A 13,889-nucleotide genomic window follows, 5' to 3' on the forward strand; every position below is an offset into this window, starting at 1 on the left:
GCGCGGTGGGCATCGAACTTCCCGCCGAACTCCGGGACGTGGCCGCGCGCGCGGGCGCCCAGTGGCCGGAGGCCGACGAGGACGCGATGCGCGAGTCCGCGACGGCGTGGCGAGACGCCGCGAAGTCGATCGACGGCTTGGCCGGCAACGCGGACAGCGTGGCGCAGGGTGCGCTGCAGGCCTTCGACGGTGAGGCGGCGCAGGCGGCGAGCCGGGAGTGGGACGGCTTCGTGTCCGACGACGGCGTGCTGCCGGCGTCGGTGAAGCAGTGCCACGCGGCAGCGGACCGCCTGGACCACGCGGCCGAGCAGGTCGGCGCGGCGAAGGTCCAGATGGTGCGCGAGCTGGTGACGCTGGCGAAGCAGACCGACGTGGCCGAACAAGCTGCGGCCGCCGGACACCCGCAGGCGCTCGCCGCCGTGGACTCGGCGGTGCAGGGTGCCTCGGCGAACGTGGCGCAGCTGCACAAGACCTTGACCTCGGCGGTGGACCCGAGCAGCGGTGTGCTGGTGGAACCGGGCGGAAGCCGCTCGGCGCTCAGCGACCTCGGCGGCACCGCGCTGAACACGGCGTCGTCCACTGTGGAATCCGCAGGTGGCGTGGTTGCCGGTGCGGGCGATGCCGTCGCAGGCGTCGGCCATGCCGCGGGCGGTGCGGTTGAAGACGTCGGTCACACCGGTGGCGGTGCTGTTGAAGGTGTCGGCCGAACTGCGGGCGATGCGGTCGGTTTCGTCGCGGAGAGTGCTATCGGCGATACCGGTCGTGCCGCGGGTGACGTGGTCGGCGGTGTTGCCGAGCACGCCGGAGGCGCTGTCGGCGACGTCGGCAGGGTCGGTCACGAGACCACCGGAGGCGTTGCGGAAGATGTTGGCAGCGCGGCGGGACACATCGGCCGCGGAACGGTCGGGGGTGTGGCGGCAGATGCGCAGGACGGGATCTCGGCGGTGGCCCAGCCCGCCGCCGGCTGGCAGGCGGACGGCGAGCACACCGGTCCGGTCAAGATCAACCCCGGCTCTTGGGCGCCCGGCATCGCCGACGCCGGAACCGGCCCGATCCCGGTGAGCACCCCCCGCCCGGGCTGGACGCCCGGCGACGACCCCGCCTCCAGCACCGCTCCGCACGCGGTTCACTCCGCCTGGGCTTCGCCGCAGGCTCCGCAGGTTCCGCTGCCCCCGAACGCGGCTGCGCCGCAGCCGGGCTTCGCCCCGGCGGCTCCACCGCCGCCTGCGCCCGCCGGTGGGGGCCACTTCGTGGCGCCGCCACCCGGCGCGCCTCCGGCTGCGCAGCCGCCGACCGCGGCTCCGCCGCCGGCCCGGCCACCGATGGCCGCTCCGCGGGGCGCCTTCGGCGCGGTCCCCGCTCCGCAGGTCCAACAGCAACCCCAACAGCAACCCCAGCAGCAGGTCCAGCAACAGCAGCAGCAACCGGCTCAGCAGCAGATGAAGAACCCAGCGCAGCGCTCTCCACTGCGTCCGCTTCCTGCTCCGCAGCAGCCGCCCGCGCAGCCTGCGCCGGAGGCGGCTCAGCGGCCGTTGCGGCAGGGCGGTCGCAACGCGGACGTCGTCGCGTTCGTGCTGCACCAGTTCCCGATCGGCTACATGCCGGTCGCGGCGAGCAAGGCGAGTCGGCAGCTGCCGACTCCGCCGGAGGATCCGGCTCGGCCGGGCCTGAACTTCCCGCCGCAGGACCATCCGGAGTCGCACCTGGTCGAGGACGGCGACGCGCTGCCGCGGGTGGGGTCGGCGGAGGTGTACGCGGCTGCGCGACGCGATCGCGAGGAGCGCGGTGAACCGGCGCAGCTGCCCGCGGAGCTCATCGCGAAGCACGATCCGCTGGGCGAGTTCAGCGAGGTCGAGTGGGAGCGCCGGTTCAGCGGGCGCGGCGAGCACGTGTGGCCGCCAGTGGCCGAGCACCCGGAAGGCGGCGTGGAACCGGCGGAGCCGGTGGTGCTGGAGCCGGACACGGTGCTGGACTGCTTGGGCGGCGGCGCCGGGCGCCTCGCGTTCGCGGTGGCCACGTCGTTCGGCCAGCGGTCGCTGCCCCCTTCGCACGCCGAGCGGGAGTACCGCAGGTATCGGGTGATGCGCCGGTTGCCGGTGTGGCAGTCGGTGACGGCTCCGTGGTTCGCGCAGACGGGCGGCGGTGTCCGCTACCGCGCGACGTACTCGCTGGACGACCTGGTCGGACTCGGTTACCTCGTGGAGCTGACCCCGGCGCGCGAGGCCGCCGAGGCGGTGACCATGCGCCTCGAGCGCGATGCCGTCGAGGGCGGTGCGGAAGCCGAAGTGGTGGAGTCGACCTTCCAGATCACCCCGGTGGAGACCGCGCCGGAGCTGATCGAAGGCGAGCCGCGCGGGACCGTGCCGATGAGCTCGACCGCGCAGGTCGAACCCGAGGAGACCGCCGAGGCGGACCAGGACGACGAGGTGCAGCAGGAGGCCGAGAAGTGAACACCGAGTCCGTGCTGGGCTGGCTGGTGGCGATGGGCGTCCCGGAGGGGCTCGTGTCGATCGGCGCGGAGGCCGACGACGCCTGGTGCCTGGTGCGCGACGAGCGCGACGGGACACCGGCGTGGGAGGTCTTCTGGAAGGAGCAGGGCAACCGCTACGACTGGGCCCGGTTCAGCAATGAGCAGGTCGCCTGCTTCTACCTGTTCGGTCGGCTGACCTGGACCCAGGCGTTGCGCGGCGTGGTCGGCCCGGTCGACGCGACCAGCACACCGCCGCAGGGCACTCCGTCGCGGCGGGCGTGACCAGCGAGACGTAGTCGTGATCGCAACTGAGTAGTGCTACCGATGGCCTGACCGGCGTGTTTGCCACACCGTGGTGGAATGTCGCAACCATCGCCAGGTGAAACGCTCCAGCTGGTCGCGGGCGAGCTCAACGCCATCGGCCAGCGGCTGACCTACCTGGGCAGCATGGTGCAGGCTCAAGCCGCGACGCAGCTCGCCCCGCAAGCCCCTGCACCGCAGGCTGCTCCAGCGGCGCAGCCGACGCAGCAGGTCCCGGTAACCGCGCCGCAGCAGTCAGCGCAGCCGCAGGTTCCGATGCCGCCGTACCCGGGGCTCGCGCAACAGCAGCCACCTCGCCAGCGCCGCCAGCTCAACCTTGAACCGAGCCGCGTGCTCGCCTGGGTCGGTGCCGGCGTGACGTTGCTGGGCGTGGTGTTCCTCCTGGTCCTCGCCGTGCAGCAGGACTGGCTCGGGCCGGGCGCGCGGATCGCCGGCGGTGCCGTTCTCGCTGGACTTCTGGTCGCGGCCGCGTGGTGGATGCACCGCAGGTCGAAGGGGGAGGAGACCGGCGATGCCAGTCTGATCGCGGCGTTCGCCCTCGCCACGACCGGTTTCGCCGCGCTGTTCCTGGACGTGGTCGCGGCCACCGCGCTCTACGGTTTCGTGTCCGTGCCGATCGGCTTGGGTGCCGGACTGCTCGTCAGCGTCGCCGGACTGGCACTCGCCGACCGCTGGCAGGCGCGTCCGCTGGCGCTGGGTGTGGTGCTGAGCTCGGCGATCTGCGCGCCGATGATCACCCAGCTGCCGAACTCGCTGCTCGTCGGCTTCCTGGTCCTGCTGCAGGTCGCGGCGGCACCGGTGCAGGTCCGGCGCGGCTGGCCGTCGCTGGCGCTGGCCTCCGGCATCCCCGTGGTCCTGGCGGCCCTGGTCGCTGCGGCCTGGGGTGTCGTCTTCTACGACCCGATCCTCGTGGTCGCGATCAGCCTGGCCGTGCTGCTGGGCGTGGCGATCGCCGCGATTACCGCCGGCGCGCGACCGGAAGCCGACCGGACCTCGATCGGACTGCTCATCGCCGCGCCGACCCCAGCGTTCCTGGCCGGACCGCTGCTGCTGGAACGCCCGGCCGCTGGCCTGCTGGGCGGCGGAACTACCGTGCTGCTGCTGGCGATCTGGGCGGTGGCCCGGTTCGCCCCGGCGTTCCGGAACTGGCTGTCGCCCCGCTTCATGGCAGCGGTCGGCGCGATGGCCGCGGTCGCGGCGGTGCAGACGACGCTGACCGTGCTGGACTCCTCGAGCTGGGCAACGGCGTTGCTGTGCGAGGCGCTGCTGTTGAGTATCGGCGCGTTCGTGCTGCGCAGCGCAGGTGTGCTGCTCGGCGCGGCTTGCTATGCGACCTTCGGTTTCCTGCTCGCCTTGTTCAACGAGGTCCCGCTCGCCGCGCTGTTCTGGCACGGCTACGCCCCCGGCATCGAGGGCCTACTGTGCGGACTGCTGATCGCAGCCGCCGCGATCGTCCTGCCTGCATCGGCGGTCCGGATCGAGAAGTTCCCGAAGTCGCTGCCGCTGTGGTCGGCAACGGGCCTGGCGCTGCTCTACGGAACGGCGAGCGCAACGATGGCGGCCTGCCTCCTGGTGGCCGACACCCGCAACGGCTTCCTCACCGCGCACATCCTGATCACCCTGAGCTGGGTGATCGCGGCGATCGCCCTCCTGCTGCGTGGAGTCCAGGTCAAGCACCTGCGCATCGCAGGCCTGGTCCTGATCGCGGCGTCCCTCGCGAAGCTCCTGCTCTTCGACCTCGCCACCCTCGACGGCGTCGCCCGAGTGATCGCCTTCCTCTGCGCGGGCCTGATCCTCCTGGCAGCAGGCTCCCGCTACGCCCGCCTCCTCAAGCCCTAACCCCCCGGGGCGGGGCTCAGCGCTCGAGGAGGGTGAGCGCCTCGGTGTGCAGGTGGCCGTTGGTGGACAGGGCGGTTCCGTTGTCGTAGCGCGGGGTGCCGGTCAGGTCGGTGAAGGTGCCGCCGGCTTCGGTCACCAGGACCTGCGCCGCCGCGACGTCCCACGGGTTCACGATCGGCTCCGCGGCGATGTCGATAACGCCCTCGGCAACCAGGCAGTGCTGCCAGAAGTCGCCGAACGCCCGGTTCTCCCAGCAGGCGTCGACCAACCGCAGGTAGGACTCCCGCGAGTGGTGCTCCACCCAGGTTCCGAGGTGAGTGGTCGACACGTACGCGTCGCCGAGGTCGCGAACCCCGGACACCGAGATCCGCTCCGGCTCCGCCTCACCGGTCCGGCACCAGGCGCCAGCCCCGGTCTCCGCCCACCAGCGCTTGCCCAGCGCCGGGGCGCTGACCACGCCGATCACCGGACGACCACCGTCGACCAGCGCGATCAACGTCGCCCACACCGGAACGCCGCGCAGGAAGTTCTTCGTGCCGTCGATCGGGTCGAGCACCCACGCCCGGCCTTCGCCCGCCGAACCGCCGCGCTCCTCCCCGGCGACGACGTCGTCCGGCCGGTGCTCGGCGAGCACCTCGCGCACCGCGTCCTCCACCGCGAGGTCGGCGTCGGTGACCGGAGTCCGGTCGGGCTTGCGGTCCACGCTCAGGTCCCGTGCCCGGAACCGGCTGCTGGTGATGCCGTCGGCGACGTCGGCGAGGTGCAGGGCGAGGTCGAGATCGCTGGTCACGCCAGGCACCCTAGTCCGCAGCTCAGCGTCATCGGCAGCCAGGACACCGGACGCGATCACCTTTCGCCGGCGTTGATCGCCGACCTTTCGAGGTGAAACGTCGAAGGCGTTCAGCCGCACCGCCGCGCAAATCGAGTTCGTCGTGGAAAGCGCTACTCGGACCGTTACGCAAAGGGGCCTCGGGGACAGGCTCTAGGCTGGTGGTGTGAGCGTGGTGCTGCTGGCAGAAGACGACCCGGCCATCGCTGTGCCGCTGTCCAGGGCGCTGCAACGCGAGGGATACACCGTCCAGGTGATCGAGGACGGCCCTTCGACGCTGCGCGCCGCCGCCTCCGGCGGGATCGACCTGCTGGTGCTGGACCTCGGACTGCCGGAGATGGACGGTCTGGAGGTGTGCCGCCGGCTGCGCGCGCAGGGCCGCGGCCTGCCGGTGCTGATGTTGACCGCCCGCACCGACGAGGTCGACTTCGTCGTCGGCTTGGACGCGGGCGCCGACGACTACGTGGCCAAGCCGTTCCGGCTCGCCGAGCTGATGGCCCGCATCCGCGCCCTGCTCCGCCGCGGTGCCCCGGAAACGCTGGAGGCCTCCGGCGTCCGCCTCGACCTGGCGGCCCGCCGGGTGCTGGTCGACGAGCACGAGGTGCAGCTGGCGAACAAGGAGTACGAGCTGCTCCGGGTGCTCATGCAGCACGCCGGCCAGGTGGTGACCCGCGAGGAGATCCTCGAGGAGGTCTGGCCGGAGTCCGACCGCAAGGGCAGCAAGACGCTGGACATGCACATCTCCTGGCTGCGCCGGAAGCTCAGCGACAGCAACGGCCGGCTGGACGAGACCCGCATCGCCACCGTGCGCGGTGTCGGGTTCCGCTTCAACGCGGACTGACCCGCGATGCGCCGTCGAATCCTGCAGGCCACGCTGCTGGCCGTCGCCGTCACCGCTGTCGTCCTCGGGCTGCCGCTGGGGTTCAGCGCGCTCAAGCTCGTCCAGGACATCACGGTCAACGACCTGTCCACCCGCGCTCAGCAGATCGCGACGCTGCTCGACGAGCAGATCGCCGCCCAACGCCCGGTGGACCTCAACGCGGCACGGCTGGCGGTGCCCGACGGCGCGCGACTGATCGTGCGCACCCAAGCCCACGACTACGCCTACGGCCCCGACCCCGGCGAGCACCCGCTGGTCGAGAGCGTGCCGATGGTGCAGAGCGGCACGGTGACGATCGCCGCGCCGAGCGGTCCCGTGCGAACCCAGCAGATCCAGGTCGCCGGCCTGGTGCTGCTGCTGGTGGTCCTCTCCGCAGGTACCGGGATGATCGTGGCGTCGGTGACTGCGCGACGCTTGTCCGACCCGCTCCGCCACGTCGCGGCCCGCGCGGCGCGCCTCGGCGCGGGCGACTTCCGAGCCGACCCGCAGCGCCACCGGGTCCCCGAGCTGGACCGGGTCGCGGATGCACTGGACGCCTCCGGCGCCGCGCTGTCGCAACTGGTCCAGCGCGAACGCGAGCTGGTGGGCGACGTGTCGCACCAGCTCCGCAGCCGCCTGACCGCCATGCACCTGCGGCTGGAAACGCTGGCAGCGACGGACGACCCGGAAGTGGCGGAGGAAGCAGGCGCAGCTCTTGAGCAGGCCGAACGCCTCTCCGGAGTCCTCGACGACCTGCTCGCCGCAGCCACCGCCGCACGCGCCCGCGACGCCGAACCCCTCGACATCTCAACGCTGCTCTCCGACGTGGCGGCTGAGTGGCGCGAACCGTTGAAGGCCGAAGGCCGCACCCTGCGGCTGAAGGTGGAGGAAGAGCTGCTGGCCCGCGTCACGCCCACCCGCCTGCGCGAAACGATCGGCGTCCTGCTCGACAACGCGCTCCGGCATGGCGAAGGCACCGTCACCCTCGCAGCGCGGCAAGGCGGCGGAACCGTCGTCGTCGAGGTCAGCGACGCGGGCTCCGGTGTCCCGGACGAACTGGTGCCCTACGTCTTCGAGCGGGGTTTCTCCGGCCACGGCTCCACCGGCGTCGGCCTGGCGCTGGCCCGAGCCCTGGTCGAAGCCGACGGCGGTCGCCTCGAACTCAGCCAGGCCCGCCCGGCGATGTTCGAGGTCTTCCTCCCGGTGGCCCGAGCTGACGACGTCCTCGGCCTGCCCTGGAAGTCCGAACCCACCCCGCGCTGACCCGCGCGTGCGAAGTCAGCTGACCGGTATGCGGTCGCGGTCCTGAGCCTGCTTCGCCTGCTCGGTGGGGAACACCCACTTGCGGAACGCCCACCAGCGGAACGCCATGCCGAGCAGCAACCCGACGATCTGCGCCGCGGTGAAGTCGGCGATCTCCTCGACGAAGCGGCTGGTGTACGGCGTCTGCAGGTGCAGCACGTACCGGGACACCCACAGCGGCGCCGAATACAGCCCGACCCCGATCGCGCTGATCACGAAGTACAGCGTCGCCTCGGAGTGCCGCTGCCGGCCGCCGCGGGTGCGGAACGACCACTCCCGGTTGAGCCAGTAGGACACCATCGTCGCGACCAGCACCGCGATGACCTTCGAGGTCACGGGCTTGGGCGAGAGCACGGTCAGCTTCAGCGCGTAGAAGATGCCGGTGTCGATGATGAAGGTGATCCCGCCGATGATGCCGAACTTCAACAGCTCGCGATGCCGGATCGCGAGCTGCCGGTACTGCTGCGGGACACGGGCCAGCACCGAATCGACGACGGACACAGCCCGAGTCTACGTAGTTGGGCTGTCCGGACAGCGCCAGTCGTCGGAACCCGAGCCCTGATTCACCTGGGCTGCGGACCCTCGTGCGGGCGTGTCGTGCTCGACGACGGCGGTGCGCTGCTGCTAGGAGCCTCCGAACTGGACGGTGGCGCGGTGCTGCTGGGCGGCGTCGTCGTCGAGGTCGGCGGAGTCGTCTCTGGCGGAGCGCTCGTCGTCGGCGGGGTCGACGTCGTGGGCGGCGCCGTGCTGGTCAGCGGCACCGTCGTCGGACGCGTGCTCGTCGGGTCCTCGGTGGTCGGCTTCGTTGCGGACGTCGTCGTCGGCGGATCCAGCGACGGGACCGCGGGCTCCGGCCACCAGCAGTGCCACGGGTCCCCGTGATCGGACGGGAACCACGGCGGCCGGTTGTGGTTCCAGCCCAGCGGCCACCAGGACCACCAGCACTCCGGCGGCTTCGGCGGTTCCGGCGGCTTCGGTGCCGGCGACCACAGCGGCACCGTCACCAGCTGGCTTTGGCTCGCCGAGCCGAGCCGAGCGGTCACCGGAACCGTCACGTCCCGGGAAATCATGTCCCCGCTCCGCGGCTGGTCAGCAGCGGGCTGCGGGTAGTCCGGCACGGCGGTCAGCCACACCGCACTGGTGAACGAGGCACCGGGCGCGAGGTCCTGGGCGCAGCGAACCCGGCGCTGGTCCGGCGCCACGTCGCACTGCGGCGGTACGGCCTGTGCCTGCACGCCCTCCGGGATCTCGGCGACCGCTTCCGCGCGTCCGGTGCTGGTCCCGGTGTTGCGGACCGTCATGGCGATCTTGCTGTCCGCCCAGGGCATGTGCGACCAGCCCCAGGCCAGCAGGTCGATCCCGTTCACCGGCGCCGGCGGCTTGACCACGATCGGCACCGCGTCCAGGTGCAGCTCGATCGCGGTACCGGCGGAGATGTTGGCGATGATCTCGCCCCCGTTGGAGGACTCGTTGGCGCGCACCTGGAAGTTGAAGGTGAACGACTCGCCGGGCCGCAGCCCGCGGTCGGTGGTGCAGATGGTGGTGGTCGACCGGGTGGTCTCGCAGCTCACCGTCGGCGAGCCCGGCGGCTGAGCGCGCAGCATCGACGTGCTCTGCGGAGTGGTCGAGGCGGGCCCGGACGACGACATCGCACCGGGCAGCTTCGCGGAAACCCCCGGCGGCAGGTCCAGCTCGGCGGTGACCGGCTCCGAGTCGCCCGAACCGCTGTTGCTCACGGTGATCGGCAGATCGACCGGGACCCCACCAGCGTCCAGATGGATCGGCTGTCCCGGACCGGACGCGTTGAGCGAAGGCGTCGCCGGTGGTGGCGGAGCTGGAGACGGCGCCGGTGGCTGCGGTGCCGGAGGCGGCGGCGCGGGGCTCGGCGCCGGTGGCTGCTGCGGTGCAGGCGGAAGCGGCGCTGGCGGCTGCGGTGCCGGGGGCGGCGGTTGCTGCGGCGCAGGTTCGACGGCGGGCGGCGGCTCAGCCGCCAGCGGAACGGTCTGGTCGGTTCCGGAAGTCATGGCGATGGCGACCGCGGCGACCAGCACCGAGGTCGCTGCCCCGGCGATGATCGCCTGCCGCGGCCCGGAGCTGGCTGCGCCCGCCGCTCCGGCAGCGCCGGACGCGCTCCCCGCGGCCAACGCTCCGGCAGCTGCGCCGCCGGAAGAAGAAACGGCCAGGTAACCGGTGGCGGATGCCCCGAGCACCAGCGGCGCGATGATGACCCGCAGCGCACCGTTGACGTCGGCGAGCTCCGCGGCCAGCGCCCGGCACCGGTCGCAGCTGTCGAGGTGCGACTCGACCTGCGCGGTCTCCCGCTTCGACAGACCGCGACGCGTCCACGCGCCAAGCCGGTCCACCGTCGCCCGGCAGTGCTCGACCCCGGACTCGGCGTCGTCCAACTGCCCGAGGTGCACCTGCAGGTACGCCTGCCGAAGGCCCTCGCGGGCGCGGTAGGCGAGGGCGGACACGCCGTTCGGCGTCAACCCGAGCAGCGGCGCGACCTGCGCCGGAGTCTGGCCTTCCACCTCGACGTGCCAGAGCACGGTCTGCCAGCGCTCGGGCAACCGCGCGAACGCCTGCGCGGCGAGGGTGCGCTCCAACCCGGCGACGGCGGTGTCGGTGAACGGCACGCTGACGTCCGCGCCGGAAACCTCCGTCACGTCGTCGGCGAGCTGCACCTTCCGCTCGCGGCGGGTGCGGTCGTAAGCGGTGTGCCGCAGCGCGGTGAGCAGGTACGCGCGGAATGCGGTGTTCGGGCCGCGGCCGTCGCGCAGGGTGTCGAGAACCTTGGCGAACGCCTCGGACACCAGGTCATCGGCCTCAGCGGCGGACTTGGCGACCTGGCGGGCCATGTTGTAGGCCGCGCCGACGTGTCGTTCGTAGAGCTGCGCGTACGCGGCTGACGAGCCGCTGCGGACTTCTTCCAGGAGTTCCCCATCGCTGGGCCCCTGGACTTCCGCCGGAATTGTCGCCACGCCGCACCTTCCTCCCCGCGGGAGACTCTAGATCTGCCGACAGAGCTGCCGACTTAGGGAGTCCCGGTCGGTGCAGCCATGACGCCGTTGGATCGATTGTGATCTAGATCCCATTGATGACGTCATCCCCTGCACCGTCATGGGCGACTCATTGCTCCGTCCCGATGACAGGGAGTCGAAGGAGGGCGTTGCGAATGAGGGAGTGGCCGCTCAAGTGTGATGCGACGGTCGCGCAGGGTCGCCAGCGGGCCCTGCGGTCGCGCTGGCGAACCGCCAGTCTTGCCGCTGGGTGGCCGTTTCCGAGCGATTGGGCCTCGGACGCGGTGGACGTGGTGTGCGCGGCGGTCGTCTCGGACAAGGACCTGGTGGACCCGTTGACGGACCTGGGCGCTGCGCGGGCGGAAGCCGGCGTCGGCCTGGCCGGAACGCTGCAAGACCTGGCAGCGCTGCACGCGGTCGCGACCGGGGCCCACGACGGGCTCGTGTCAGCGGACCCGGACGTGGTGCCGACAGCGATGGTGCGCACCACCGCGCTGGGCTGGGCCGACGTGATCGCGCGGCTGTCGGTCGGGCACGAGGTCGAGGACCCGCTGACCGGCCTCACCACGACCGGCTACCTGCGCACCCGGTTGCACGAGGTGTACCGGGAAGCGCGGGCCCGAGGCAGGTCGGCGAGCGAGGACTACGCCCTGCTCGCGGTCTCGCTCGACGGACCGGCCGACGGCTACTCGCGGATGATGGGGATGGTGCTGATCGCCGACGTCCTGCGGACGGCGTTCGACGCGGGGGAGACGGTGTCCCTCTTACGCTCGGCCACCGCAGCGGTGCTGACCAAGCGCACCCCGCAGCTCTCGGCTCGCTGGCTCCACGCCCGCCGCATGATCGAACACCGCCTCGCAGCGGATCCGTCGCTGCAGGTTGGCCGCGAGGTTCGAATCAGGCAGGAACCGCTGCCCGTCGACCACGAAGGGGCATGCGCCCTTCTGGCCTCGCTCTGACCTGGCATGCATAAGGGCGGGACCCGGAGTCCAGGCGGGGCGCTGAGGTTCCGCTACCTGCATCGCTGCGCAAAAGGAATCCGGAGACAAATTCTGTGTGATGCGGGTCGCTCTGGTAGGTGCCGGCGCAGGTGTGTGGCCTGCGCAGCTCTACTCTGACGGCGTGGACCACCGGACCGGAACCCCAGTTGTCGGCATGATCGGTGGCGGCCAGCTGGCGAGGATGACCCACCAGGCCGCGATCCCGTTGGGGCAGTCGTTGAAGGTGCTCGTCACCTCGAAGGACGACTCAGCCGCCCTCGTTTCGCCGAACGTCGAGATCGGCCACCACACCGATCTCGAAGCGCTGAAGAACTTCGCGCAGGGCTGCGACGTGATCACCTTCGATCACGAGCACGTCCCCGGCGATCACCTGCGAGCCCTGGCCGCGACAGGCGTGTCCGTCCAGCCCGGACCGGATGCGCTGCTGCACGCCCAGGACAAGCTCGTGATGCGCCGCAAGCTCGCCGAGCTCGACCTGCCGGTGCCGCCGTTCGCCGAGGTCACCGAGGTCGCCGACGTCCTGAAGTTCGGCGCCGAGCACGGCTGGCCGTGCGTGCTCAAGACCGCCCGCGGCGGATACGACGGCCGCGGCGTGTGGATGCTCAACACTCCAGATGGTGCCGAGCGAACCGTTGCCGAACTGCTGGAAGGCGGTGCACCGCTGCTCGTCGAGCAGTGCGTGCCGCTGCGCCGTGAGCTCGCCGCACTGGTTGCGCGCTCGCCGTTCGGACAAGGTGCGGTCTGGCCGCTGGTCGAGACGGTTCAGGAAGACGGCATCTGCGTCGAAGTCCTGGCCCCGGCTCCGGACGCCGGCCAGAAACTGGTCGAGGAGGCCCAGCAGCTCGCGCTGAAGGTCGCCGAATCGCTCGGCGTCACCGGCGTGCTCGCGGTCGAGCTGTTCGAGACCGACGACGGCCTGGTGATCAACGAGCTGGCGATGCGCCCGCACAACTCCGGCCACTGGACGATCGAAGGCGCGCGGACCTCGCAGTTCGAGCAGCACCTGCGCGCGGTCCTGGACTACCCGCTGGGCGCCACCGAGCTGACCGCGCCCGCGGTGGTCATGGCGAACCTGCTCGGCTCGCCGACCGAACCGACGATGAGCGTGGACGAGCGGCTGCACCACCTTTTCGCGCGCTACCCGCACGCGAAGGTGCACCTGTACGGCAAGAGCGAACGGCCTGGCCGCAAGCTCGGCCACATCACCGTCCTCGGCGACCGCATGGAAGAAGTGCGGGAGCAGGCTCGGCTGGCGGCGCACTGGCTGTCGCACGCCGAGTGGCTGGACGGCTACGAGATCCACTGACGTGAAGAGAGGTCCGAGCGTGGCAGGCGAGAACCCGCTGGTCGGCGTGATCATGGGCAGCGACTCCGACTGGCCGGTGATGCAGGCGGCCGGAGATGCGCTCACCGAGTTCGACGTGCCCTTCGAGGTCGGCGTCTACTCCGCGCACCGCACTCCGCAGCGGATGCTGGACTACGCCCGGACCGCGGCCGACCGCGGAATCCGCGTGATCATCGCCGGTGCGGGCGGTGCCGCCCACCTGCCGGGCATGGTCGCCTCGGCGACGGTCCTGCCGGTGATCGGTGTCCCGGTTCCGCTGAAGCACCTCGACGGCATGGACTCGCTGCTGTCGATCGTGCAGATGCCGGCGGGTGTTCCGGTGGCAACGGTGTCGGTCGGCGGAGCCCGCAACGCGGGACTGCTCGCGGTCCGCACGCTCGCTGCGGATTCCGGAGAACTCGGTGCCCGCCTCCGCGCGGACATGGCGAAGTTCCAGTCGGACCTCGAAAGCATGGTCCTCGACAAGGACGCCGCCCTCCAGGAGAAGGCAGCCCGTTCCTGACCCCTGACTGGCGAACCCCAGGCGAAGCCGGAAAAACCCGGTCTCACCTGGGGTTTTGCCATTAAGTGGGGGTGGTGTTCAGGGGGTGTTTCGGGGTGTGTAATGTTATCCAGGTCAGCGCGACACGGGCCGGGAAAACCGGAACGGGCCTGACGCGGGGTCACGACCAAGTCTCCACAAACGAGTGGTAGGCTGGCCTGGCTCTGAAACGAAGACTTTGAAAATGCGAATCGCTTTCGCGGTTGATAACTCTAAACTGGTTCGATATCCGGGAGATAACGAAACGGGAACGGGAAACGAAAGTGACCCCCCCTGAAACACCGGAAAATGGGCCTGCTAGAGTTACCGACATAAGAAAGCGAACAGAGGAAATGCTCCCCGGAGCTTCACGGCCTGAAAAT

General features: G+C 71.1%; 11 protein-coding genes. 8 read left to right on the plus strand and 3 right to left on the minus strand.

Translation table 11 applies throughout. The annotated features are described in order from the left end of the window. Positions 1-5 precede the first annotated feature (5 nt). The 3 genes from ACWCO2_RS25640 to ACWCO2_RS25650 all read left to right on the plus strand — a co-directional run bounded on the left by ACWCO2_RS25640 (position 6) and on the right by ACWCO2_RS25650 (position 4,630). Complete coding sequence (locus ACWCO2_RS25640) at positions 6-2,450, plus strand: glycohydrolase toxin TNT-related protein (RefSeq protein ID WP_450130313.1); 2,445 nt, start codon at positions 6-8, stop codon at positions 2,448-2,450. Next, positions 2,447-2,752 (plus strand): hypothetical protein, encoded by a 306-nt coding sequence (locus tag ACWCO2_RS25645; protein ID WP_450130314.1) that lies wholly within the window; start codon positions 2,447-2,449, stop codon positions 2,750-2,752. The genes ACWCO2_RS25640 and ACWCO2_RS25645 overlap by 4 nt, the downstream gene beginning before the upstream one ends. Before the next feature lie 78 nt (positions 2,753-2,830). Beyond that, a complete protein-coding gene (locus ACWCO2_RS25650; protein WP_450130315.1) occupies positions 2,831-4,630 on the plus strand; it encodes a DUF2339 domain-containing protein in 1,800 nt (599 codons plus the stop codon). Between the two features lie 16 nt (positions 4,631-4,646). Here the strand turns inward: ACWCO2_RS25650 and hisN are convergent, their stop codons facing one another. Further along, entirely contained in the window at positions 4,647-5,420 is a 774-nt protein-coding gene (hisN, locus tag ACWCO2_RS25655; RefSeq protein ID WP_450130316.1) for a histidinol-phosphatase, read from the minus strand. Between the two features lie 205 nt (positions 5,421-5,625). On the opposite strand from hisN, the gene ACWCO2_RS25660 reads away from it, so the two are divergent. Further along, positions 5,626-6,300 (plus strand): response regulator transcription factor, encoded by a 675-nt coding sequence (locus ACWCO2_RS25660; RefSeq protein WP_450130317.1) that lies wholly within the window; start codon positions 5,626-5,628, stop codon positions 6,298-6,300. A 6-nt stretch (positions 6,301-6,306) separates the two neighbouring features. Beyond that, positions 6,307-7,581 (plus strand): ATP-binding protein, encoded by a 1,275-nt coding sequence (locus ACWCO2_RS25665; protein ID WP_450130318.1) that lies wholly within the window; start codon positions 6,307-6,309, stop codon positions 7,579-7,581. Positions 7,582-7,596: 15 nt separating this feature from the next. On the opposite strand, the gene ACWCO2_RS25670 is transcribed toward ACWCO2_RS25665, so the two are convergent. Together ACWCO2_RS25670 and ACWCO2_RS25675 are read right to left on the minus strand one after the other, a co-directional pair. Beyond that, a complete protein-coding gene (locus ACWCO2_RS25670; protein ID WP_450130319.1) occupies positions 7,597-8,121 on the minus strand; it encodes a GtrA family protein in 525 nt (174 codons plus the stop codon). Between the two features lie 62 nt (positions 8,122-8,183). Beyond that, positions 8,184-10,601, minus strand: coding sequence for a sigma-70 family RNA polymerase sigma factor (locus ACWCO2_RS25675; protein WP_450130320.1), 2,418 nt, complete (start codon positions 10,599-10,601; stop codon positions 8,184-8,186). Between the two features lie 194 nt (positions 10,602-10,795). On the opposite strand from ACWCO2_RS25675, the gene ACWCO2_RS25680 reads away from it, so the two are divergent. From ACWCO2_RS25680 to purE, 3 genes are all read left to right on the plus strand, one after another. After that, on the plus strand, positions 10,796-11,599 hold the full coding sequence (locus ACWCO2_RS25680; RefSeq protein ID WP_450130321.1) for a hypothetical protein: 804 nt from the start codon (positions 10,796-10,798) through the stop codon (positions 11,597-11,599). Positions 11,600-11,762: 163 nt separating this feature from the next. Further along, positions 11,763-12,947: a 5-(carboxyamino)imidazole ribonucleotide synthase gene (locus tag ACWCO2_RS25685; RefSeq protein ID WP_450130322.1), complete on the plus strand. Its 1,185-nt coding sequence runs from the start codon at positions 11,763-11,765 to the stop codon at positions 12,945-12,947. A gap of 52 nt (positions 12,948-12,999) precedes the next feature. After that, positions 13,000-13,488, plus strand: coding sequence for a 5-(carboxyamino)imidazole ribonucleotide mutase (gene purE, locus ACWCO2_RS25690; protein WP_450130324.1), 489 nt, complete (start codon positions 13,000-13,002; stop codon positions 13,486-13,488). The last annotated feature ends 401 nt before the right edge of the window (positions 13,489-13,889 follow it).

Source organism: Saccharopolyspora sp. NPDC002376 (assembly GCF_053593195.1).

Bases quoted from the DNA above. Each gene is read 5' to 3' on its own strand.
- purE (WP_450130324.1), top strand. From the start codon at position 13,000: ATGGGCAGCGACTCCGACTGGCCGGTGATGCAGGCGGCCGGAGATGCG.
- ACWCO2_RS25680 (WP_450130321.1), top strand. From the start codon at position 10,796: ATGAGGGAGTGGCCGCTCAAGTGTGATGCGACGGTCGCGCAGGGTCGC.
- ACWCO2_RS25650 (WP_450130315.1), top strand. From the start codon at position 2,831: ATGTCGCAACCATCGCCAGGTGAAACGCTCCAGCTGGTCGCGGGCGAG.
- ACWCO2_RS25665 (WP_450130318.1), top strand. From the start codon at position 6,307: ATGCGCCGTCGAATCCTGCAGGCCACGCTGCTGGCCGTCGCCGTCACC.